Source organism: Empedobacter sp. ULE_I140 (genome assembly GCF_053482575.1).
The window spans coordinates 3071268-3092659 of record NZ_JBQMTX010000001.1; the positions used below are offsets into that span (position 1 = coordinate 3071268).

The following is a 21392-nucleotide window of genomic DNA, read 5'->3' on the forward strand; positions in this document are numbered from 1 at the left end:
AAGCCGCTCATTGAGCGGCTTTTTTTTATTCACTAAATTTATCTCCTCTGAATATTTTCACAGGATTTCCTCTTGCAATAGACGTTTGATTATTCCATTTTTTTTGAACCAAGTCCTTCAATTTATTGGTTTCAAATCCTTGTAATTTCAATAACAAACGAGTTGTTGCAATTTTTTTGTTCTGATGTTGTGAACGCGAATCCATCGAAACAACTGAAATTCCACTTCGTTGATGTGTTGCTCGAACAGCCGAATTTACTTTGTTTACATTTTGTCCTCCATTCCCAGAACTTCGCATTGTTTGGTAAACAATTTCATTTGAATTGATTAAATTTTCTTTCACAATTTCTAATTCAAAACAACCTATAAACCAGTTTTTTCGTTGATGAAATTTTCGATAAGGACTTTTACCTATCCATAAAATTGTTCCAATCCATTCTTTCAAAAAACTGTTTAAATCATTTCCTTCAAGTTCTATAACTACAGATGAAAGTTGATTAAAATCTTTATCAATTTCTCTTTCGATCACATCAAACTTAATGTCTGATTTTGTACACGCTTCCGAAAACTTTTTAAAAACATTGGTCACCACAAAATTACATTCCGCAGGTCCTCTACCCGATGTAAGTTGAATAATTTTTTTCATCATCATTTATTTATCCATTCTTACAATTTTTGGCGTAAAAATTCCCAACACTTTCACTAGTTCTGTTTGCAAATTCATCACCGTTTTGATGTTTTTATATGCAAATGGTGCTTCATCTACACTTCCGCCAATCAGCTCAATTCCTGCATCTTTCAATTGTGAATTCATAAAGCTTTTCGTTATTGTTGATTTACATTTCGCACGCGACATTTTTCTTCCCGCACCATGCGAAGCCGAATTAATACTCAATTCATTTCCCAAACCTTCAACAATGTAACCATTTGCTGTCATCGAACCTGGAATAATTCCTAAAACTCCTTCTCCAGCTGGCGTCGCTCCTTTACGATGAACAATTCGTTCCGTTTCATCAACCATTTCTTTCCACGCAAAATTGTGATGATTTTCGATGTTAAAAACGATACGTTTTCCTAAAGCTTTCGCTATTCTTCGATGAATATCGTCATGACAAGCCTTGGCATAATCTCCAGCCAAATTCATCGCAGCCCAATATTCTTGGCCATCGTGTGTATCCAAATCTAACCAAGCCAAATGCTGAACTTGCTTCGGAAGCGGACATTGTTTCGCCGCCAAATACGTGTAATGTTTTGCAATATTTGCACCCAAACCACGCGAACCACTATGCGATAAAACAGCCAAATATTCACCTGGAATCAAGTTCCATTCAGGTTTTACCTCATCTAATTTCACAATCCCAAATTCAACAAAATGATTCCCTCCACCAGAAGTTCCTAATTGTTGATAAGCTTTTGTTTTTAAACTTTTCAAGATTGGAATTTCATCAAAAATAGAGCGCTCAAAAATTTCGTAATCCACTTTTAGTTTATGCGTTTCATACATTCCGAATTTGGTATGATCTTGCAAAATCTGAATCAATTGATGCGATTTCCCTTTCAAAAAACTTGCTGGTAAATCGTAAACAGAAAGACTCATTCTACAACCAATATCCACTCCAACTCCATACGGAATCACTGCATTATCCGTCGCCAAAACGCCACCAATTGGCAATCCATAACCAGAATGCGCATCTGGCATCAAAGCTCCTTTTACCGAAATTGGCAATTTCAACGCATCATATAATTGAAATTTTGCTTGCTCGTCAATTTCATTTTCTCCAAAAATCGAAAAAGGTGAACGCTTCGTTTTCAACTCTTGTAATCTAACCTCAATTGGTTTTATCAATCCTTCTGCAACTTTTCCCCAAATTCCGTGACCGATGTACTTTTCTGGTTCGAGCAAAACTTCTTTTGCTTCATTAAGAATCGCTTGTTTCTTTTCTTTTTTTCTGTATCGATGAATTTGCCCAATTGCAATATTGATTGAATTATTTTTTGGAAAGCCTAATTTTATAAAGTCCTTTCCAGAGATTTTATTTCCCATGATTAATATCTTTTAGATAGCTGATGCTCTTGTTCCATCAGCATTTCAGCGATTTCTGTCGCTGAATTTTTGTTGTTAAAAATTTCCTTTTGGTAAAAGGATTTTTAAATTTTGGTTTTCGCTCATACGAATAACCTCCTCTAATTATTTTCTTTAAGAGGATTCCTTGATTTTTATACTTGTCAAAAAAGTGATCATTTACGCTTCTTCGCGCATCAAATCAATATCAAGCGGTTTGCAATGCGTAATCATATTAGGTTTTATAATCAATCGAAAACGCCACGGTTGTAGAAATTCATAAATTCCTTTGAAACGTTTTGTTTTTGGATCATACACCTGAATACACGCAAAAAATCTACGTTCTTCATCATTCAAAATTGAATGCGGACCTGAATATTCGTAAGGTTGCAATTGTTTCAACTCTTGAATTCTCGGAACATAAATTCGCTTTCCATTTCGTTTTTTTATAAACTTTCGTGTTTCTGCATATTGAGAAGTATTAATTTTTTTCAGAATCTGAGTAAAAAATTCAATCTCATTTTCCTTTTTAATATCTTCTCTCAATACAAAATAACGCTCAAAACCTTTTTGATACGGCTCTTTTAAAGAAACAAGCAGGATCGCTTTTTGCTCTTTAAAAATTTCTTTTCGACGTTTATATTTCTCTCTTACATTTTTTTCTTTCGCTGTTTTTACACTTCTTTTCCTTGCTCTTTTTGTACGTAATCGAGTAGAAAAGAAAATTGAATCTTCCATAACATGGATTATTTGATTGCAAATAATTATTTTGAAATAATTAGCGCTAACTATTTCTTCTTCGGAAGTTTTTAGAAGTTATTTTGAATCTAGAATGGAATAATAAAAGAAAAAGCCCGAAGAATCCTCCGGGCTTTTGATATAATAAGTAAATTATTTACGATTTATAAGCACGAAGAATGCTCATTGCAAAATCTGTTGCAATAGCTAAAAACTGATATGTCGTTTCTTTGAACATTTTATTTCTTCGTTATTAAATTGTTATACGTTATGATTTTTATCAGTGCAAATTTAAGTCAATAAAATTCACATTTCCAAATCCTTTGTGAAATTTCACTAAAAATAGGGAGAAAAATATTATTGATTTTTAACATTCATTGTATCATACAACGAATAAATTTTTAGATTCTGAATTGTGTTTTTTCCACTAATAATACGAGATTCATTCGGAATTAAATCAAAAAAATTATCATCAAATTGATTATTTTCATCAAGTAAATAAACATCTTTTGCCAAAACATTTGTCGAAATTTCGAATTGGTTATGACTGATCTTTTTGATTTTAATTGTTGATTTTGTTAAAGCTAAATCTTTCGGTTTTTCGAAGAAATAATTTCTCGAATACTTTTCTCCATTTGATTCAAATTCAATTCGAAGAAAAGCTTTAGTTGAAGAAGATCCTTTTAAAATTTCATCAGTTAATTCCATTATTTTGGTTGAAGAATTTGATAAAATAATTACATCTTTATCGTTAGTCCAATGTTTATTTCCATTAAAATCTACCACAGAAAATTTTACTTTTCCTTTCAAATCTTTCAATAAGTCATTTACGATATAAATTTTGTACACATTTTCTTCTTTTTCTACTGAAATCAACACATTTTCGAAACTTCTTTTCACTTGATAATGTAACGCTTTCCAATTTCCTAATTTATCCAAAGACGACCACGAAGTTACTGGCCAAACGTCATTCAATTGCCAATACAAACTTCCCATATTATAAGGTTTTGCACGTCGATGTGCTTCAATTGCCAACTGAATTCCGCGTGCTTGTAACAATTGAGAAACGTAGTTATACTGCACAAAATCGGTCGGAACAACATAATCTCGCTGCATATATTCGTTGATTGTTTCCCAACCTTTTGGATGTTTTTGATGCGCTAAAATTATTGCAGAATTTTTACTCAATGTATCTTTTTCAGAAAACATTGATTTCACCGTTTTCAACGTTGGCATTCCTTGAAAACCATATTCAGAAGCAAAACGTGGAACTTTTTTTTCATACGTTTCAAACGGTTCCATTCCCCACCAAACGCCCCAATAATGCGAATCTCCTTGCGTCAAACTTTCTTTTCTTCCCCAACCAATCGAAGGTGAAGACGGCCAATAGCGATTCTCTGATTTTGGTAAAATCGAATCTAAAACATTCGGAATAATATGATGAAAAGTCGTTTGATAATCTTTCCAAATACTCAACGAATCTTGTTTCGACCAGCCCATTTGTTTCTGATATCCCCAATTTTTCCACGCTTCATCAATTTCATTATTTCCACACCAAAGCGCAATAGAAGTATGATTTTTTAGGCGATTCACTTGATCAATTGTTTCTTGTTTTACATTGTGAAGAAAATCTTGATCGCCAGGATAAAAAGCACAAGCGTACATAAAATCTTGCCAAACCAACAAACCTTTTTCGTCGCATAATTCATAAAAATAATCGTCCTCATAAATTCCACCACCCCAAATACGAATCATATTCATATTGGCTTCAACCGAACTATTTATCAACTTTTCATAATCATTTTTTGAAACTCGTGAAACAAAATTATCTTGCGGAATATAATTTGCACCTTTCATATAAGTTGGAACCCTATTCACTTTAAAATAAAACCTAGAGCCAACTTCGTCTTTTTCTTGTACCAATTCTATCGTACGTAAACCAAATTTTAAATACTTAGATATTTGTTCATTCCCTTGTTTAATTTTGAATTGATAATCATATAAATACTGTTTGCCCATTCCATTTGGCCACCATAATTTTGGATTGTGAATCGTTTCATCAATCGAAAAATGATTAATTCCTTTGGTTAATTTTTGAGTGATTATTTTCTGATTAAAATTAATTTCTACAGCTGTATTTTGTTCCGATTGGATAATAAATTTAAACTTTACTTTCGCTTGATTTTTATCCAATTTGATAATTTCATAAGACAAGTCATTCAGTTTTAAATTATTCCAAGAAATAAGTTCAATTGGTTTATAAATCGCAACCGTAGTCAATCTGATCCCCAATCCCAACCATACTGATATTGCGCTTTTCGAGTAAAAACACGCTCACCTTCTGGTAATTTATATGGAAGAAGATTTGCTAATCGTTTTCCTTCATTAGGCGACGATTTGAATTGTATTTCGAGAATTTTTTTTATCTTTCAGTAAATCTTTGATCGAAAATTCTCACATTCGAAACATATTAATCTCATCCAGAATTAATTTTCAGTTCAGAAAAACTTTTGCATATGTATCCAATCCATTAAATTTTAACTGAATGTTTTGCGCTTTTCGTTCGGCTTCAGTCAAATCAAAAGAAGTTTTGTAGTTCCAATCTTCGTTTTCTACCTATTGCACTTTTGCATCATTAACGTCTTTGTAAGGATTTGGAATAATATTATTTAACATCAAATCGGTATGAACAGAACCAGGAATCTCAGCTTTCAGCCATTTTGAATCTCCTTTTTGTTGAAAAGTCCAATTCTCTAAATTCAAATTTCGAGTCGTTTGAGCAGAAAGTTGAATAAATGTAAAAAAAGTAATAACAAAAAATAGTAATCTCCTCATTTTGTGCTGATTTTCATAAGGATAAAATTAGGTTTAAAATTCATATAAACACAAAAGAGATTATTAAAAACAATTTCTTTTGTTGAATACATAATATAGGCTTCGTTAATTATGGGAATAACGAATATGCTAAACTTAGGTTGACTCGGCTATATTTGAATTTCAGAAAAAAGCAACTGATTATTCAATCGATTTGTACAATCAAGATCAAGCGGAAACTACAAAAAAATGGAAATGATTCTTCTATCAATTTAAAACAAGTTATGCGAGAAGAAAATTTAATGGATTATGATTTTGAAAGTGCTAAATTTAGAATTCAAGAATTACATTCAAACTTTTTCAAAACGCTAAACGAGCATTCTAAGCAAAAACTAACACCTCTTAATTTGAAATATTGTTCGTATATCTATCTTGGTTTAGACACCAAACAAATTGCAACTCTTCTTAATATTGAACCAAAAAGTGTACGAATAACAAAGTATCGTTTGAAACAAAAATTTGGTCTAGTAAAAGAAGATAAATTGTATACTTTTTTTCATCGGATAATTGCCTAGATTTATTTTTTAGTAAAAAACACACTTCAACTCTCGTTAATTTATTAAAATATAATTCATAATATTTTTCAAAATACTTGCAGTCTGCACGGAAAAGATTATTTTTGCCTATTCGACAAATAGAATATGAAAAATATCCGTAATTTCTGTATTATCGCCCATATTGACCATGGTAAAAGTACCTTGGCCGATCGTTTATTGCAAGTAACAAACACGATTTCTGATCGTGAGTTACAAAATCAAACTTTAGACGATATGGATTTGGAACGCGAACGCGGAATCACAATTAAATCGCACGCCATCCAAATGGAATATGAAAAAGATGGTGAAAAATATATTTTAAATTTAATTGACACTCCTGGTCACGTGGATTTTTCTTACGAGGTTTCTCGTTCGATTGCCGCTTGTGAAGGAGCTTTGTTAATTGTAGATGCTGCACAAAGTATACAAGCACAAACCATTTCTAACCTTTATTTGGCTTTAGAAAATGATTTGGAAATCATTCCAGTTTTGAACAAAATCGATTTACCTTCTGCAAATCCAGAAGAAGTAACAGACGATATTGTTGATTTGATTGGTTGTGATCCCGAAGATGTTTTGCGTGTAAGTGGAAAAACAGGTGAAGGTGTGTTAGAATTGTTACACACAATTATCGAGAAAGTTCCTGCACCAGTTGGTGATCCAGATGCACCGTTACAAGCCTTGATTTTTGACTCTGTTTATAATCCTTTCCGAGGAATTGAAGCTTTTTACAAAGTGGTAAATGGAGAAATCAAAAAAGGAGATCAAGTAAAATTTATGGCTACTAACAAAAAATATGGTGCCGATGAAATTGGAACGTTAAAACTGAATCAAGTTGAGAAGAAAGTCATTAAAACTGGAGATGTAGGTTATATTATTTCTGGAATTAAAGAAGCTTCTGAGGTAAAAGTTGGAGATACAATTACATTAGTTGAGAATCCTGCAAGCGAAGCTATTGATGGTTTCGAGGAAGTAAAACCAATGGTTTTCGCTGGTATTTATCCGGTTGACACAGAAGATTACGAAGATTTGCGTGCTTCTATCGAAAAGTTACGTTTGAATGATGCTTCATTAACTTTTGAAGCTGAATCTTCTGCTGCTTTAGGTTTCGGTTTCCGTTGTGGATTCTTAGGAATGTTACACTTAGAAATTATTCAGGAGCGTTTAGAACGTGAGTTCAACATGACGGTAATTACAACTGTTCCTAACGTTTCGTATGAAGCGTACTTGGAAAAAGATCCAGAAAAAATGATTCCGGTTCATAATCCATCTGAATTACCAGATCCATCAGGATTAAATCGTGTTGAAGAACCATATATTCGAGCAGCAATCATTACAAAATCTGAATTCGTAGGTCCTGTAATGAGTTTATGTATTGAGAAACGTGGTGAATTACAATCTCAAAATTATTTAACTCAACATAGAGTAGAAATGATTTTCAATATGCCTTTGGCTGAAGTTGTATTCGATTTTTATGATCGATTAAAATCTATTTCAAAAGGATATGCATCGTTTGATTATGCACCTTCTGGAATGAAAGCTTCAAAATTGGTAAAAGTTGACATCATGATTAACGGTGAAGTTGTAGATGCTTTATCTGCCTTAATTCACGTTGATAATGCCTACAATATTGGAAAGAAAATGTGTGAAAAATTACGCGAATTAATTCCTCGTCAACAGTTTGATATTCCAATTCAAGCCGCGATTGGTGCAAAAATTATTGCGCGTGAAACAATCAAAGCATTACGTAAAGACGTTACTGCAAAATGTTATGGTGGTGATATTTCTCGTAAACGTAAGTTATTAGAAAAACAAAAAGCTGGTAAGAAGAAAATGCGTCAAATTGGACGTGTAGAAGTTCCCCAATCTGCATTCTTAGCTGTTTTGAAATTGAATGATTAAAATTCTTTTTATATACCAAAAGCCGTTCTAATGAACGGCTTTTTTTGTAACAATTGGTAAAATATTTATACTAATAAATTAAGCATCAACATTATGAAAAATTTATTAAAATTAGAACAATTAGCAATTTTAATTGTAACGCTAATCATCTATTATAAACTTGATTATTCCTTGTTTTTGTTTGCAATTCTTTTTCTTGCTCCCGATATTTTTATGTTGGGTTATCTTTTTGGAAATAAGATTGGCGCAATATCTTATAATTTTATTCATAATTATTTTACGACAATTTCATTGATTCTCATTGGTTATTTTTTACACATTGAATGGTGTTTAATGATTGGATTAATTTTTTCCGCTCATATTGCGTTAGATCGTTTTTTAGGATTTGGTCTCAAAAAATATGATGGTTTCAAATCCACTCATTTAGATAATTTATAACATCACAACCTCATCTGTTGAACCTTTTTCTAAAATTTCTGAAATACTTCGCATCGTAATTTCTGAAATTTGTTCCAACGCTTCTTGTGTAAAAAAAGCTTGATGCGCAGTTACCAAAACATTTGGAAAACTCATCAATCGCTGAATCATGTCATCCTGAATAATTTCTGCTGATAAATCTTTGAAGAATAATTTTTCTTCTTGTTCATAAACATCAATTCCCAAATAACCAATTTTATGATTTTTTAAAGCTTCAATCGCTTCATGTGTATTGATTAATCCACCTCTACTCGTATTAATAATCGTTACGCCATCTTTCATCATCGCAATCGTTTCTTGATTAATCATGTAATGATTTTCTGGCGTCAGCGGACAATGCAACGAAATAATATCTGAAGTTTTAAACAACTTATCCAGCTCAACATATTCCACGCCATTATTCATCAATTCTTGATCTGGATACAAATCATAAGCAATAATCTTACATCCAAAACCTTTCGCAATATTGATAAAAGCCTTTCCTATTTTTCCTGTTCCAACAATTCCAATCGTCTTCTGAAAAAGATTAAAACCAAGTAAACCGTTCAATGCAAAATTTTGTTCACGAACACGATTATAAGCTTTATGTGTTTTTCGATTCAATGTTAACAACATCGCCATTGTATGTTCAGCAACAGCCTCGGGAGAATATGCAGGAACACGACAAATTTTAATTCCAAATTCTTTCGCAGCTTCCAAATCGACATTATTAAAACCAGCACATCTCAATGCAATAATTTTAACGCCTTTTTTTGCTAAAACTTCAATGACTTGTCGGTTCACTTTATCATTCACAAACACACAAACAGCATGCTCATCTTCAATCGCGTTTACGATATGCGGACCTAAATGTGTTTCATAAAAATTAAGTTCAAAACCGTAATTTTTATTTTCAGCCTCAAAAAAAGTTTTGTCATAAGGCTTAGACGAAAAGAAAGCTATTTTCATTGAATTATTTTTAACTAATTTATGTTTTTAATTAATTGTAATTTACTTTCTACTTGATTATTATAAAATTTTAAATCATTCAAAATTAATTCATCCTCTATTTTTGATATTTTATTAAAAGCTATAAGCTGATGAATAAAAATTTCTAACTTCGTGAAAATTCAAATTCACACATGAAAAATATACTTTTATCAACGATTACATTAGCTTCTTTTACAGCTTTTGGACAAAATATTTCGAATCAAGCTATTGATAAAGTCACAGAAAATGCAATGAAAGCATTTGATGTTCCTGGAATGTCTGTTGCGGTTATCAAAGACAGGACAATTGTGCATTCGAAAGGTTATGGCTTAAAATCTCTTAAAACGGGAGAAAAAGTTCAGTCGAATACAAATTTTGGCATTGCTTCTAACTCGAAAGCTTTTACAGCAGCTGCTTTGGCGATTTTGGTTGATGAAGGAAATATAAAGTGGGATGATAAAGTGATTACGCACATTCCTGAATTCAAGATGTACAACGATTATGTAACCAAAGAGTTTACAATTCGTGATTTATTAACGCATCGAAGTGGATTAGGTTTGGGTGCTGGAGATTTGATGGTTTGGCCTGATGGACATAATTTCACTCCAAAAGATATTATTTCTAATATTCAGTTTTTAAAACCAGTTTCAGATTTCCGTGTAAAATATGATTACGATAATTTATTATACATTATTGCAGGAGTTGTGATTGAAAGAGTTTCGGGGCAATCTTGGACAGATTTTGTAACAAAAAGATTGTTGGAACCAATTGGAATGACGAATACTGCAGCGAATTGGCATTTGCTAAAAGACAAGAAAAATGCAATTAATCCGCACGTTCCAATTGACGGAAAATTACAAGTGATTGATCGTTATACGAACACCATTTTTGATGCAGCTGCAGGAATTTATTCGAATGTAGATGATCTTGCAAAATGGTTGCAATTCAATTTAGATAAAGGAAAAGTGAATGGAAAACAAATTATTTCGGAAAAACAAATGAACGAAATGATTACACCACAAACTTTACAACCAAATCGTACTACTCCACCTTATAATTCATTATTCAAAACGTATGGTTTGGGATGGCAATTGCAGGATATGAACGGAAAATTGGAAGTTTCGCATACTGGTGGATTGGAAGGAATTGTAACACAAACGATGTTTTATCCTCAAGAAAAATTAGGAATTGTGATTTTGACTAACCAACAATCGGGTGCAGCTTTCCGAGCAATTTCGAATACAATCAAAGATTTTTACTTAAAAAATCCATCTACAGATTGGGTAAAAACGTATGATGATATGATGAAGAAAAATGTGGAAGAAGCCGATGTTATAACTGATGAAGTTTGGAAAACAGTTGAAGCAAATCAAAAAAATAAAGCCATCAAATTTGATTCAAAAAGTGTAATCGGAACGTATAAGGACAATTGGTTTGGTGATGTTGTAATTTATGAAAAGAAAGGAAAAATCATTTTCGAATCGAAACGTTCGCCTCAATTAACTGGTGAAATGCTTTTTTACAAAGACAATACGTTTGCGGTAAAATGGTACAATCGTTATTTCCATGCAGACGCTTTTGTTTATGCAGAAATGAAAGATGGAAAAATGACAGGTTTCAAAATGAAAGCCATTTCTCCGTTAACAGATTTCAGTTACGATTTCCAAGATTTAGATTTTACGAGAAAATAAATTTTAATAAATACTAATCAAATGCGAAGTTCGAAATTCGAACTTCGTTTTTTTCTATTAAAAATGAAATTCAAAGGTTACGCATATGGACTAATTTCTTCCATATCTTATGGATTAATTCCATTATTTATCCTACCTATAAAACAGGCAAATTTTTCGATGGATACTACATTATTCTATCGATTCTTTTTTTCTGCATTGATTGTCGGAACATATTTATTCATCAAAAAACAATCATTCAAAATAGATGTGAAACAGATTCCATTTTTAATCATTTTAGGATTATTGTACGGAATCTCAGCGGATGCTTTATTTTTAGGTTATGATTATTTAACTCCTGGAATTGCCTCCACATTATTATTCGTTTATCCGTTGATTGTTGCCATCATAATGGCTGTTTTCTTCAAAGAAAGAATTACAATTTCAACTATTGTAGCCATTGTTTTTGTACTGGCTGGTGTAATTTTACTAAGTTTTAAAGAAGGAAAATTCGAGCTAAATCCAATCGGATTAGGAATTGTTTTTATTAGTGCTTTGGGTTACGGATTATATATTGTGACAGTCAACAAATCGAAAGTACGAGATATAAAAGGCTTTACATTAAGCTTTTATTCGTTTCTATTTACAACGATTTATTACGCAACAAAAATGATTATTCACAAAGAATCCTTCATTTTACCTTCATTAGAATTAACCTTCAACTTTTTTACATTTGCGTTTGTTACGACAGTTGTTTCGAGCATCGCATTGATTTATGCGATTAAAAATATTGGTTCTACAGCCACTTCTATTCTTGGCGCATCAGAACCTGTGGTTGCCGTTACTGTAAGTGTTATGATATTTGGTGAAGATTTTTCGTTGAGTTTGGCTTTAGGAATTTTTATGATTATTCTAGGCGTGACTCTGAATGTAATTGGTGATGCATATCAACAAAAAAGATTGAAGTAATTGTAAATCCTATTTTTAACTTTGCATCAATGAAACAGAAATTTAATCCTGAAGGTTGGAATCGTATAGAGCATTTTAATATGTTCTCGAAAATGGATAATCCGTATGTCGGAGTTGTTGCGGAGGTTGAATGTTCTAAAACGTACAAATTTGCCAAAGCAAATAAATTGTCTTTTTTCGCAGTCTATTTACATTGCTCGATGTTGGCAGAAAATAAGATTAATGAGTTTAAATATCGCATCGAAGATGATGAAATTTTTGTGTACGATCATTTAGATTGCGGAACAACAATTGGAAGAAAAGACGGAACTTTTGGTTTTGCATTGATGAATTTTACCGAAGATTTTGATGCATTTAACGCGCAACTTCAAGAGCAAATACAAAGTGTAGAAAACTCGGTTGGTTTACACATCAAAAATGAAGAAATTACCATTGGTTTGGTTCGTCATTCTACGTTTCCATGGTCGAGATTTACGGGATTAGTGCAACCAAGTAATTTTGGAACAGGAGAATCTATTCCGCGAATTATTTTTGGAAAAGCGTATACGCAAAATGATAAAATGTATATGCCTGTTTCGGTTGAAGCGAATCATGGTTTTGTAGACGGTTTTCATTTGGCGAATTATCTGCAAGAATTTGAATACGAATTAGGTAAATATTAGAAATAGTAAAAACGAATTTCGAGTTTCGAAATTCGTTTTTTTATTTTACATCATCAGGATGAATAAATGGTTCTGGTTCTGGAATTTCCTCATATTGAATAGGAAAATATTTTTTATCTTCTTCTAAAACAAAATCATCCGTATAATTATAAAAATGCTCCAACTCTCTTAGTTGATACTTTCCTTCTTCATCTTTATGAAATCGAAAAGCGTAACCTTTTATTTCACAGTAGAATGTTATTTTTTCTTTATCTAAAGGGATATAATTTAAATTTGAGATATCGATATATTCATCTAATACTTCATTTTTATCTAAAAGAATAGTATAATCTGTATTTTGAATAGTAATTGGTAATGTATAATAATTCCCTATTGAACAGTCTTGTCCAGTCGAAGAAATATATAAATAAAATTTTTCTTTTGCGAAAAAGAGAGAGATTGTTCTAATTGGTATATGATTACTTTTTGTAATATCAATAGCTTGTTCAATAACTTCATTTACATTCTCATCTTTAAAAACTGAATCTGCTTTTATTTCATTCTTCTTTTCCCAACCTTTAGCAGATTGACTGCTCGGTTGCTCGCATTGAACAAAAAGAATGAATAAGAGTAAAAAATATAAATTCTTCATATAAGTGTTTTGATTAAAGATAATCAATTCACTGCAACTTTTTTATTTAGTTTTTTTGACCAAGAAAAAATATAAATCGTTCCGATAATTGAAGGCACAATCCAAAAATAAATATTATCTCCAAATCCAGCGCCTGCAACCAAAAACGCTGTTACTGAAGCGATATAAGCACCAACCATTTTTCCAACATGATTCATTGTCCATTTTTTATAATTCTCTGTATTCTTGTAAAAAACAAAATCTCGATAAGACATAAACCCTCCTAAAAACCCAAAAATTAAATACAATAATCCAATTGCATTGCTTGTGAAAAGAGGAAGTAATCCAAAAACAATCATCACAATAGATGTGATAAACATTGCTCCAGAAATGATTTTATCCAAATTATTCGAATAGTTTTTGCGCTTATAATTTAGAATTCTATTTCCGATCAAAATCATATAAATCGTGAAAATACCAATCATTAAAAGAAAAGAATTGTGGTGATTTGGAAAAGCACAAATGATTAACGAAAGAATAGAACTGACTAACATACCAATCGAAAATATTTTTCCCACTTTTTTATGTGTCGAATTTCCTTTTTTTATAATCATAACAGCTGTTCCAGCAACCAAGCCAATTCCTCCAAAAAATGCGTGAATGTAAATAATGATTTTGACTAAATTTTCCATAATGTGTTTATTTATTATGGAATAAAATTAAGTGAAGTCGTTTTTAATTTTAAAAATAGTTGACCGAATTGTCGAATTTTAAGGATGAATTGTATTACTCTTTTGTTTTCACTGTTTCTATAGCATCATTCATCAAATCGAACTCGTAACCTTTGTACGCTAAATATGCTTTTACTTTGTTTATTTTCTTGAAAGATTCTCGCTCAGAAGCTAATAAATTGAACTTTTTTTGTGTTAAATGCAATAAATTATTCCAATATTTATCCAAATCAATTTCTTCTTTAAATGCTTTTTCAATTAATTTTTGATCAATTTGACGCATTTTTAATTCTTGACGAAGACGATTTCTTCCCCACATTTTTTGATTGACTTTTCCTCGAACAAAATTATGAACAAATCGTTCTTCATTTAGAAATCCGTAATGAATTAACTTAAAAAGAATCTCATCTTTCGCTTCTGGAATCAAATCAAAATCGCGTAGTTTTTTCTCTACTTCCCAATGACAACGATCTTGATAAAGGCAATATTTTGCCATTTTATCTTTGATTTCATCAATCGTATAAATCTTTTTTGGGTTGTCTTTCGAAAAATTCATGCAACAAAGTTAAGATTTTAATAAGAAAATTGTTTGATTAACTTGATGAGGATCCTGAAAAAAGTTCAGGATTAATCAACAAAAAAACTGAATCATTTCTGATTCAGTTTTTATATTATTTATTTTAAATAGTTGAAGGAAAAAATATGAACTTCTCAATTCTAATTTCTCACATCTCAATACTATTTTTATTAAGCTTTTTGTAATTCCGCGATATATGCTGTTGGATCCTCAGCATTGAAAACTGCCGAACCAGCAACTAAAGCATCTGCACCAGCTTCTACCAATTTTGATGCATTTTGTACTCCAACTCCTCCATCAATTTCGATGATAACATTTGCATTTGCTTCTGTAATCATTTTTTTCAATTTTGATACTTTGTTGTATGTATTCTCGATGAATTTTTGACCTCCAAAACCTGGATTAACACTCATGATTAGAACTAAATCTAAATCGTTAATCACATCTTCTAAAACAGATACTGGTGTATGCGGATTAAGCGCCACTCCTGCTTTCATTCCTTCAGCTTTTATAGCCTGAATTGTACGATGTAAATGTGTACACGCTTCGTAATGAACAGTCAAAATATCTGCACCAACTTGTTTGAAAGTTGAAATGTAACGATCTGGATCAACAATCATTAAATGTACATCTAAAACTTTTTCTGTTAACGAATTAATTTTCTCAATAATTGGCATTCCGTAAGAGATATTTGGAACAAAAACGCCGTCCATTACATCTAAATGAAACCATTCGGCTTGAGAATTATTAACCATTTCGATGTCTTTTGCTAAATTCCCGAAATCGGCTGCTAAAATTGATGGTGCTACTATTGGCATAATCTTATTTGTTGTTTGTTTGTATTTTGTGGTGCAAAGGTAATGAAATAAAAAAATCGTTGAAAACTCAACGATTTATATTTTTTTTAGAAATTGTAACCAACTCGAAAACCTAAATCTAAGGCAACTCCTGTATTTGTACTCTTTACTTCTGATGTTGTATAATTATCAAAATCATAGTTTGTATATGTTTCTTGATAAAGAGAAAGTCCTAATCCCGTATAAAACTCATAAAAAAAGTTTTGAGCAAAAGAACGTTTAAATCCATAATTGAACGTAATAGAACCTTGTGGATTAACACCTAAATTATCACTATTAGAAGTTGTTAACCAATCTGGCGTATAAGTTCCTTTTACAGCAATATAATTCCCAGAATTATTCTTGGTATTTTTTCCTTTGCCAATTCTTCGGTCAAAATTATAGTAATAACGTCCTTCTAAAGCTATATTTGTTGTTAAAATATACTCAAAATCACTTCCATAAAAATCGCTATAACTGTATTTAAAACCTCCCAAATAGTCTAAAGATCCAACAGCTGTGAAATTTTCGGATAAAGCTTTTTCATATTGAATTCCGATTCCAATAAAACTAACGTTTGCATTAAACAAATCTGTTGCTTTTTCTTGAGCAAAAAGAGAAGATGATAATAAGAAAGTAAATATTAGTTTTTTCATTTTCAGTGTTAATTAATTCAATACGAATATAACTGAAAAAATGATTCAGAAAAATTATTTTTAATCCAAGAAAACTCTATTGTCAATAAAGTTATAAGGTTCTTCGTCTTTCAATTCTTCGTTGATAATAAAATGAATCGAATCTTTTGACATAAAAATATAAGTATAAATATCTGCCATCTCATCAGAATCTCTAAACTCGTAATATTCATCACCAATCGTGCACCAAACACCTTCGTCTTCAGAAAAAGTTACACGATCATCACTATAAATCGTTTTAAAGTTAACCGTCATTGTGCCGTCAGCTTTTCTATTGACCATCCAACTATTTGTTTCTCCTTTAAAAAATTTCCCATGATCAGTTCCAGACCAAATTCCAACGAATCTGTCATCTACATCCATAGATTTTATATACTCTTTCATTTGGTTTTGATCAGCTTTGTTCATAATGATTTTCTATATTAAAATTAGCTTAAAAGTAGCCAATCTATACTTCTTCTCATCTCAAAAAGACTTAATTTGCAGCTTGGGATAAAAACAACAAATTTATGGAAAATAATATGCTTAATCAACATCCAGCAGATATTGCCGAACAATTGACTGCACTGAACGTAAAGAAAAGAAATATCGCTTTTTATTCGCTTTCGAATGATGATAAAGTTGAAGTATTCTCCTATTTTGAACCCGATATTCAGTACGAAATTGTAAAAAGTTTGACGGACGAAGATTTAGCTGAAGTTTTGAACAATCTTGATCCTGATGACCGAACAGAACTATTTGAAAATTTCCCAGATCAATTAATCAAACATTCCATTAATCTTTTAAATCCTGAAGAACGCGCTACAGCACTAAATTTGATTGGATACAAAGAAGATTCGATTGCGCGTTTGATGACGCCAAATTATATTCAGGTAAAAGAACATTATACTGTAAAACAAGTTTTGGCGCACATCAAAAAATATGGAAAAAAAGCGGAAACGTTGACGTATATTTTTATTGTTGATGGAAAAAATAGATTGATTGATGATTTAAAAATTGGCGAAATTCTTTTGGCTGATGAAGATACGAAAGTAGAAGATTTGATCGATCATAATTTTGTTTCAATCAAGACGACGACTCCTTTAGAAGATGCGTTAGAAGTTTTTGATAAATACGATCGTTCTGCGATCCCAATTGTGACAGAGAATGATGTTTTGGTCGGAATTGTAACCTTCGACGACATCTTGGATCGAATGAAAATGCGTGATACAGAAGATATTCAGAAATTCGGAGGGATGGAAGAATTGGATGTTTCGTATACTAAAACACCTATTGCGGAATTAATTAAAAAGCGCGCAGGTTGGCTGGTTATCTTATTTATTGGCGAAATGTTTACTGCTTCTGCTATGAGTTATTATGACCAAGAAATCGAAAAAGCGGTTGTACTCGCTTTATTTGTTCCATTGATTATTTCGAGTGGCGGAAATTCTGGTTCTCAAGCGGCTTCGCTGATTATCCGAGCAATGGCTTTGGGCGAATTGAAACTAAAAGATTGGTGGTATGTAATGAAGAAAGAGTTTGCTTCGGGATTAATCTTAGGTGCAATTCTAGGATTTGTGGGTTTTATCCGAATCTTAATTTGGCAAAAAACTGGAATTTATAGTTATGGAGAATATTGGTTGTATGTAGCTTTAACAGTCGCTTTATCCTTAATCGTTATTGTTTTATGGGGAACACTTTCTGGATCTTTAGTTCCATTTATTTTGAGAAAAATTGGATTTGATCCCGCAACAGCATCCTCGCCTTTTGTCGCAACTTTGGTTGACGTTTCAGGATTGATTATCTACTTTACAATTGCTGCATTCTTACTAAGCGGAAAATTATTATAAAAAAAATCCAACCAATTGGCTGGATTTTTTTATTTTTATTATCGTCCGATATATGTTTTCAAAATCTTAGATCTCGAAGTATGTTTTAAACGGCGAATTGCTTTTTCTTTAATTTGACGAACACGTTCTCTTGTTAAATCAAACGTTTCTCCAATTTCTTCTAACGTCATTGGATGTTGACCGTTTAATCCGAAGTATAAACGAATTAAATCAGCTTCACGAGGCGTTAATGTTTGCAATGCACGTTCAATCTCTACACGTAATGACTCAATCATCAATTGTACATCTGGAGATGGAGATTCACCAATGTTTAATACATCGTATAAGTTAGAATCTTCTCCTTCTACTAATGGTGCATCCATTGAGACGTGACGACCAGAGTTTTTCATCGACTCTTTTACATCACCTTCAGACATATCCAAAACTTCAGAAATTTCTTCTGCAGATGGAGCACGTTCATGTTCTTGCTCTAATAAAGCATAGGCTTTATTAATTTTATTGATCGATCCAATTTTATTTAATGGTAAACGTACAATACGAGATTGCTCTGCTAATGCTTGTAAGATAGATTGACGAATCCACCAAACCGCATAAGAGATAAATTTGAAACCACGCGTTTCGTCAAAACGTTGTGCAGCTTTTATCAAACCTAAGTTTCCTTCATTAATTAAATCTGGTAAACTTAAACCTTGATTTTGATATTGTTTCGCAACAGATACCACGAAACGTAAGTTTGCTTTTGTTAATTTTTCTAAGGCAACACGATCTCCTGCTTTGATACGTTGTGCTAACTCTACTTCCTCCTCCGCTGTAATCAAATCTACTTTACCAATCTCTTGTAAGTATTTATCCAACGACGCAGTTTCACGATTTGTTACCTGCTTTGTAATTTTAAGCTGTCTCATTTAACTAAAACCCTCCTATTATTAATGATTATTATCGATTTCTTTTGGCATTTTATCAACACCACTATATATGTATACGCAGATAACTGAAAAAGGTTACAAAATATTGTAAAATATTTCAGAATTAATGTCTTAAAACTTCGTAAATCATTTGTGCAGAGAGTTTCGCTGTCGAGTTATCAACATCAAAAAGCGAATTATATTCAACTAAATCAAAGATTTTCACTTTGTTTGAGTTCATTAAAACCTTCAAAATATATTTAACCTGAAAAGGAGTCAAACCATTAATTGTCGTTGCACTTACACCTGGCGCATAAGCTGCATCAAAAACATCCATATCCAACGAAACATAAAGCGCATCAAATTGTTGAAGAATCGTTTTCAAATCATCTATCACTTTATTCAAATTAAGATGAACTTCGTCTGCCATGATAAAATTAACACCTAAATTTTCTGCGCGCTGAAATAAAGCATTTGTATTTCCTAATTCTTGAATACCAATTGGAATGTAATTAAACCCTATTTCATTTTCTTCGCAATACTTGGCCATTTCGTAAAAAGGCGTTCCAGAAGTTGATTGCGGATTTGGCGTTCTCAAATCAAAATGCGCATCAAGATTGATAATTCCAATATTTTTGTATGATTTTGCTAAAGCCAAAAAATCTCCTAAAGCCGTTTCGTGTCCTCCTCCAATTACAATCGGAAAATGATTTTGTTGGATGATTTTATCCACTTGATTGATTTGTTCTTCACGTGCAGATTCTAAATTATTATCATTACAATGAATATTTCCAGCATCAAAAATAAAATCAGTTTCGGAAAAATGTAAAGGCAAATTCGCTAAACTTTTTCGAATCAAATCTGGTGAATCTTTCGCACCAATTCTACCTTTATTCCGTTTAACACCTACTTCCGAACAAAATCCTAATAGTACTTTTGGTTGAACGGATGATGACTGAAAATTATCATAATTAGAAATTACTTGATGAATTCTTAAACCTAATTCTCCATCTTCAGAATCAATTCTTCCTGTCCAATTTTCTTGATTAAATGGTATTTTTTGCATGCTTAATAAAATTTAGGTAAAGACAATTTATATTTCACCGTTACAATACGAATTGTCGCAATAATAGCTCCTGAAACAATGAAATTTATATTTCGATCTAATCCGAAATTATCAAAAACCAAATACATTATTCCACCTGCAATACATGCCATTGCGTAAATTTCTTTTACAAAAACTGTTGGTGTTCTGTTCATTAAAACATCGCGCAACATACCACCCATTACAGCGGTCATCATTCCCATCATTACAGAAATAAAATTGTTTGCGCCCAAAGAATGTGCTTTTTCTAAACCAACTATCGTAAACAAAGCAATTCCTAAAGTATCGAAAAGCATTAATGTTACTCTTAATCGTGAAAAATATTTGAAAAATAATCCTGCCAATAAAATTCCAACAAAAACTGCATAAATGACATTCATATCATTTATCCAAACTAACGGATAACTGTTAAGAAATAGATCGCGTAAAGTTCCGCCACCAACAGCCGTTATAAAAGCAAAACAAGCAATTCCGAACCAATCATGTTTTTGTCTTTCATCTCCAGCTAAAGCACCAGAAATAGCAAACACAACCGTCCCAAATAATTCAAAAATGTATTGAATTTCCATCTATAAAAAATTAGTTCGCTAAGATACGAATCTATAAATTAATGGCTTTTGAATTTCGGTAATGATAAGTTGTACTTAATTGCAGTCAAACGAACTGCGACAATTACAGCTCCCGAAAAAAAGAAATTGATGTTACGATCAAGTCCCAATTTCCATAAAATCATATAAATAACTGCGCCACAAAGACATGCAAACGCATAAATTTCTTTCTTGAAGATAATAGGAACTTCGTTCAACATCATATCGCGAATAATGGATCCAAAAACCGCCGTAAACATTCCCATTACAGGTGCAATTACAGGATGAATTCCAAGATTTAGAGCTTTTTCTAAACCAACAATCGTAAATAAAGCAATTCCTAACGTATCAAAAAGCATAAATGTTTTACGAAGTTTCAACAGAGGCTCATAGAAAATTGCCGCTAAAATAACACCAATCCCTACTGCATAAATAAGATTAACATCCTTTATCCACATAATTTCAACGGAAAGTAAAATATCACGAATTGTACCACCTCCAATTGAAGTTAGGAAAGCAATAAAGGTTACACCAAACCAATCGTTACCAGATTTTTCATCTGCTGCTAAAGCGCCCGAAATTCCAAAAAAAAGTGTACCAAATAATTCGAAAAAATATTGAATCTCCATTTCTATTGTATTAAATCATATTGTGTTGT

Annotated in this window: 23 protein-coding genes and 1 pseudogene; 7 read left to right on the forward strand and 17 right to left on the reverse strand. The window is 31.8% G+C overall.

Annotation, left to right across the window (positions count from 1 at the left end; all coding sequences use genetic code 11):
- Positions 1–25: 25 nt before the first annotated feature.
- The 6 genes and pseudogenes from prfH to ACTS9J_RS14850 all read right to left on the reverse strand — a co-directional run bounded on the left by prfH (position 26) and on the right by ACTS9J_RS14850 (position 5635).
- Complete coding sequence (gene prfH / locus ACTS9J_RS14825) at positions 26–646, reverse strand: peptide chain release factor H (RefSeq protein WP_448353418.1); 621 nt, start codon at positions 644–646, stop codon at positions 26–28.
- A 6-nt stretch (positions 647–652) separates the two neighbouring features.
- Entirely contained in the window at positions 653–2044 is a 1392-nt protein-coding gene (locus ACTS9J_RS14830) for an RtcB family protein (protein ID WP_291076479.1), read from the reverse strand.
- 198 nt (positions 2045–2242) lie between these two features.
- Positions 2243–2800, reverse strand: a complete 558-nt coding sequence (locus ACTS9J_RS14835; RefSeq protein WP_448353419.1) for a hypothetical protein — start codon at positions 2798–2800, stop codon at positions 2243–2245.
- Between the two features lie 357 nt (positions 2801–3157).
- Positions 3158–5098: a beta-mannosidase gene (locus tag ACTS9J_RS14840; RefSeq protein WP_448353420.1), complete on the reverse strand. Its 1941-nt coding sequence runs from the start codon at positions 5096–5098 to the stop codon at positions 3158–3160.
- The gene (locus ACTS9J_RS14845; protein WP_409410977.1) at positions 5077–5226 is read right to left on the reverse strand and encodes a glycosyl hydrolase 2 galactose-binding domain-containing protein; all 150 of its coding nucleotides are present in this window, start codon (positions 5224–5226) and stop codon (positions 5077–5079) included. The genes ACTS9J_RS14840 and ACTS9J_RS14845 overlap by 22 nt, the downstream gene beginning before the upstream one ends.
- Positions 5227–5293: 67 nt before the next feature.
- A pseudogene (locus ACTS9J_RS14850) lies at positions 5294–5635 on the reverse strand (glycosyl hydrolase 2 galactose-binding domain-containing protein).
- A gap of 263 nt (positions 5636–5898) precedes the next feature.
- Here ACTS9J_RS14850 and ACTS9J_RS14855 point away from each other — a divergent pair.
- The 3 genes from ACTS9J_RS14855 to ACTS9J_RS14865 all read left to right on the forward strand — a co-directional run bounded on the left by ACTS9J_RS14855 (position 5899) and on the right by ACTS9J_RS14865 (position 8550).
- A complete protein-coding gene (locus ACTS9J_RS14855) occupies positions 5899–6189 on the forward strand; it encodes a helix-turn-helix transcriptional regulator (protein WP_219035376.1) in 291 nt (96 codons plus the stop codon).
- 126 nt (positions 6190–6315) lie between these two features.
- Positions 6316–8112, forward strand: a complete 1797-nt coding sequence (lepA, locus tag ACTS9J_RS14860; protein ID WP_038332533.1) for a translation elongation factor 4 — start codon at positions 6316–6318, stop codon at positions 8110–8112.
- Positions 8113–8205: 93 nt separating this feature from the next.
- Entirely contained in the window at positions 8206–8550 is a 345-nt protein-coding gene (locus ACTS9J_RS14865; protein ID WP_286495883.1) for a DUF4260 domain-containing protein, read from the forward strand.
- On the opposite strand, the gene ACTS9J_RS14870 is transcribed toward ACTS9J_RS14865, so the two are convergent.
- Positions 8545–9537, reverse strand: a complete 993-nt coding sequence (locus ACTS9J_RS14870; RefSeq protein ID WP_221856523.1) for a 2-hydroxyacid dehydrogenase — start codon at positions 9535–9537, stop codon at positions 8545–8547. The genes ACTS9J_RS14865 and ACTS9J_RS14870 overlap by 6 nt on opposite strands.
- A gap of 173 nt (positions 9538–9710) precedes the next feature.
- Here ACTS9J_RS14870 and ACTS9J_RS14875 point away from each other — a divergent pair, with 173 nt between their 5' ends.
- The 3 genes from ACTS9J_RS14875 (at position 9711) to ACTS9J_RS14885 (ending at position 12859) form a co-directional block, all read left to right on the forward strand.
- Positions 9711–11249 carry a serine hydrolase gene (locus tag ACTS9J_RS14875; protein WP_448353421.1) on the forward strand — a complete coding sequence of 513 codons (1539 nt, stop codon included), beginning with the start codon at positions 9711–9713 and terminating at the stop codon, positions 11247–11249.
- A gap of 63 nt (positions 11250–11312) precedes the next feature.
- Positions 11313–12197 (forward strand): DMT family transporter, encoded by an 885-nt coding sequence (locus tag ACTS9J_RS14880; RefSeq protein WP_291091044.1) that lies wholly within the window; start codon positions 11313–11315, stop codon positions 12195–12197.
- A gap of 29 nt (positions 12198–12226) precedes the next feature.
- The gene (locus tag ACTS9J_RS14885; RefSeq protein WP_291091043.1) at positions 12227–12859 is read left to right on the forward strand and encodes a CatA-like O-acetyltransferase; all 633 of its coding nucleotides are present in this window, start codon (positions 12227–12229) and stop codon (positions 12857–12859) included.
- A gap of 40 nt (positions 12860–12899) precedes the next feature.
- Here the strand turns inward: ACTS9J_RS14885 and ACTS9J_RS14890 are convergent, their stop codons facing one another.
- The 6 genes from ACTS9J_RS14890 to ACTS9J_RS14915 all read right to left on the reverse strand — a co-directional run bounded on the left by ACTS9J_RS14890 (position 12900) and on the right by ACTS9J_RS14915 (position 16716).
- Positions 12900–13490, reverse strand: coding sequence for a hypothetical protein (locus ACTS9J_RS14890; protein ID WP_291091041.1), 591 nt, complete (start codon positions 13488–13490; stop codon positions 12900–12902).
- Between the two features lie 23 nt (positions 13491–13513).
- Complete coding sequence (locus ACTS9J_RS14895; RefSeq protein WP_291091039.1) at positions 13514–14161, reverse strand: hypothetical protein; 648 nt, start codon at positions 14159–14161, stop codon at positions 13514–13516.
- A 94-nt stretch (positions 14162–14255) separates the two neighbouring features.
- Positions 14256–14756 (reverse strand): regulatory protein RecX, encoded by a 501-nt coding sequence (locus ACTS9J_RS14900; RefSeq protein WP_280036966.1) that lies wholly within the window; start codon positions 14754–14756, stop codon positions 14256–14258.
- A 191-nt stretch (positions 14757–14947) separates the two neighbouring features.
- Positions 14948–15595, reverse strand: coding sequence for a ribulose-phosphate 3-epimerase (gene rpe / locus ACTS9J_RS14905; RefSeq protein WP_291062288.1), 648 nt, complete (start codon positions 15593–15595; stop codon positions 14948–14950).
- Between the two features lie 86 nt (positions 15596–15681).
- On the reverse strand, positions 15682–16269 hold the full coding sequence (locus ACTS9J_RS14910) for a hypothetical protein (RefSeq protein ID WP_291062290.1): 588 nt from the start codon (positions 16267–16269) through the stop codon (positions 15682–15684).
- Between the two features lie 60 nt (positions 16270–16329).
- Positions 16330–16716: a hypothetical protein gene (locus ACTS9J_RS14915; RefSeq protein WP_291062292.1), complete on the reverse strand. Its 387-nt coding sequence runs from the start codon at positions 16714–16716 to the stop codon at positions 16330–16332.
- A gap of 101 nt (positions 16717–16817) precedes the next feature.
- Here ACTS9J_RS14915 and mgtE point away from each other — a divergent pair, with 101 nt between their 5' ends.
- Entirely contained in the window at positions 16818–18137 is a 1320-nt protein-coding gene (mgtE, locus tag ACTS9J_RS14920) for a magnesium transporter (RefSeq protein WP_416410871.1), read from the forward strand.
- Between the two features lie 38 nt (positions 18138–18175).
- Here mgtE and ACTS9J_RS14925 read toward each other — a convergent pair whose 3' ends face one another.
- The 4 genes from ACTS9J_RS14925 to ACTS9J_RS14940 form a co-directional block, all read right to left on the reverse strand.
- A complete protein-coding gene (locus ACTS9J_RS14925) occupies positions 18176–19042 on the reverse strand; it encodes a sigma-70 family RNA polymerase sigma factor (protein WP_019975176.1) in 867 nt (288 codons plus the stop codon).
- A 124-nt stretch (positions 19043–19166) separates the two neighbouring features.
- Positions 19167–20108, reverse strand: a complete 942-nt coding sequence (gene hutG / locus ACTS9J_RS14930; protein ID WP_416426711.1) for a formimidoylglutamase — start codon at positions 20106–20108, stop codon at positions 19167–19169.
- Positions 20109–20110: 2 nt separating this feature from the next.
- A complete protein-coding gene (locus ACTS9J_RS14935; RefSeq protein ID WP_286495872.1) occupies positions 20111–20716 on the reverse strand; it encodes a trimeric intracellular cation channel family protein in 606 nt (201 codons plus the stop codon).
- A 38-nt stretch (positions 20717–20754) separates the two neighbouring features.
- A complete protein-coding gene (locus ACTS9J_RS14940; RefSeq protein WP_291077216.1) occupies positions 20755–21363 on the reverse strand; it encodes a trimeric intracellular cation channel family protein in 609 nt (202 codons plus the stop codon).
- Positions 21364–21392: the final 29 nt, after the last annotated feature.

Bases quoted from the DNA above. Each gene is read 5' to 3' on its own strand.
- ACTS9J_RS14915 (WP_291062292.1), bottom strand. From the start codon at position 16,716: ATGAACAAAGCTGATCAAAACCAAATGAAAGAGTATATAAAATCTATG.
- ACTS9J_RS14935 (WP_286495872.1), bottom strand. From the start codon at position 20,716: ATGGAAATTCAATACATTTTTGAATTATTTGGGACGGTTGTGTTTGCT.
- ACTS9J_RS14865 (WP_286495883.1), top strand. From the start codon at position 8,206: ATGAAAAATTTATTAAAATTAGAACAATTAGCAATTTTAATTGTAACG.
- lepA (WP_038332533.1), top strand. From the start codon at position 6,316: ATGAAAAATATCCGTAATTTCTGTATTATCGCCCATATTGACCATGGT.
- ACTS9J_RS14885 (WP_291091043.1), top strand. From the start codon at position 12,227: ATGAAACAGAAATTTAATCCTGAAGGTTGGAATCGTATAGAGCATTTT.
- mgtE (WP_416410871.1), top strand. From the start codon at position 16,818: ATGGAAAATAATATGCTTAATCAACATCCAGCAGATATTGCCGAACAA.
- ACTS9J_RS14835 (WP_448353419.1), bottom strand. From the start codon at position 2,800: ATGGAAGATTCAATTTTCTTTTCTACTCGATTACGTACAAAAAGAGCA.
- hutG (WP_416426711.1), bottom strand. From the start codon at position 20,108: ATGCAAAAAATACCATTTAATCAAGAAAATTGGACAGGAAGAATTGAT.
- ACTS9J_RS14925 (WP_019975176.1), bottom strand. From the start codon at position 19,042: ATGAGACAGCTTAAAATTACAAAGCAGGTAACAAATCGTGAAACTGCG.
- ACTS9J_RS14895 (WP_291091039.1), bottom strand. From the start codon at position 14,161: ATGGAAAATTTAGTCAAAATCATTATTTACATTCACGCATTTTTTGGA.
- ACTS9J_RS14880 (WP_291091044.1), top strand. From the start codon at position 11,313: ATGAAATTCAAAGGTTACGCATATGGACTAATTTCTTCCATATCTTAT.
- ACTS9J_RS14875 (WP_448353421.1), top strand. From the start codon at position 9,711: ATGAAAAATATACTTTTATCAACGATTACATTAGCTTCTTTTACAGCT.
- ACTS9J_RS14940 (WP_291077216.1), bottom strand. From the start codon at position 21,363: ATGGAGATTCAATATTTTTTCGAATTATTTGGTACACTTTTTTTTGGA.
- ACTS9J_RS14830 (WP_291076479.1), bottom strand. From the start codon at position 2,044: ATGGGAAATAAAATCTCTGGAAAGGACTTTATAAAATTAGGCTTTCCA.
- rpe (WP_291062288.1), bottom strand. From the start codon at position 15,595: ATGCCAATAGTAGCACCATCAATTTTAGCAGCCGATTTCGGGAATTTA.
- ACTS9J_RS14855 (WP_219035376.1), top strand. From the start codon at position 5,899: ATGCGAGAAGAAAATTTAATGGATTATGATTTTGAAAGTGCTAAATTT.
- ACTS9J_RS14900 (WP_280036966.1), bottom strand. From the start codon at position 14,756: ATGAATTTTTCGAAAGACAACCCAAAAAAGATTTATACGATTGATGAA.
- prfH (WP_448353418.1), bottom strand. From the start codon at position 646: ATGAAAAAAATTATTCAACTTACATCGGGTAGAGGACCTGCGGAATGT.
- ACTS9J_RS14870 (WP_221856523.1), bottom strand. From the start codon at position 9,537: ATGAAAATAGCTTTCTTTTCGTCTAAGCCTTATGACAAAACTTTTTTT.
- ACTS9J_RS14910 (WP_291062290.1), bottom strand. From the start codon at position 16,269: ATGAAAAAACTAATATTTACTTTCTTATTATCATCTTCTCTTTTTGCT.
- ACTS9J_RS14890 (WP_291091041.1), bottom strand. From the start codon at position 13,490: ATGAAGAATTTATATTTTTTACTCTTATTCATTCTTTTTGTTCAATGC.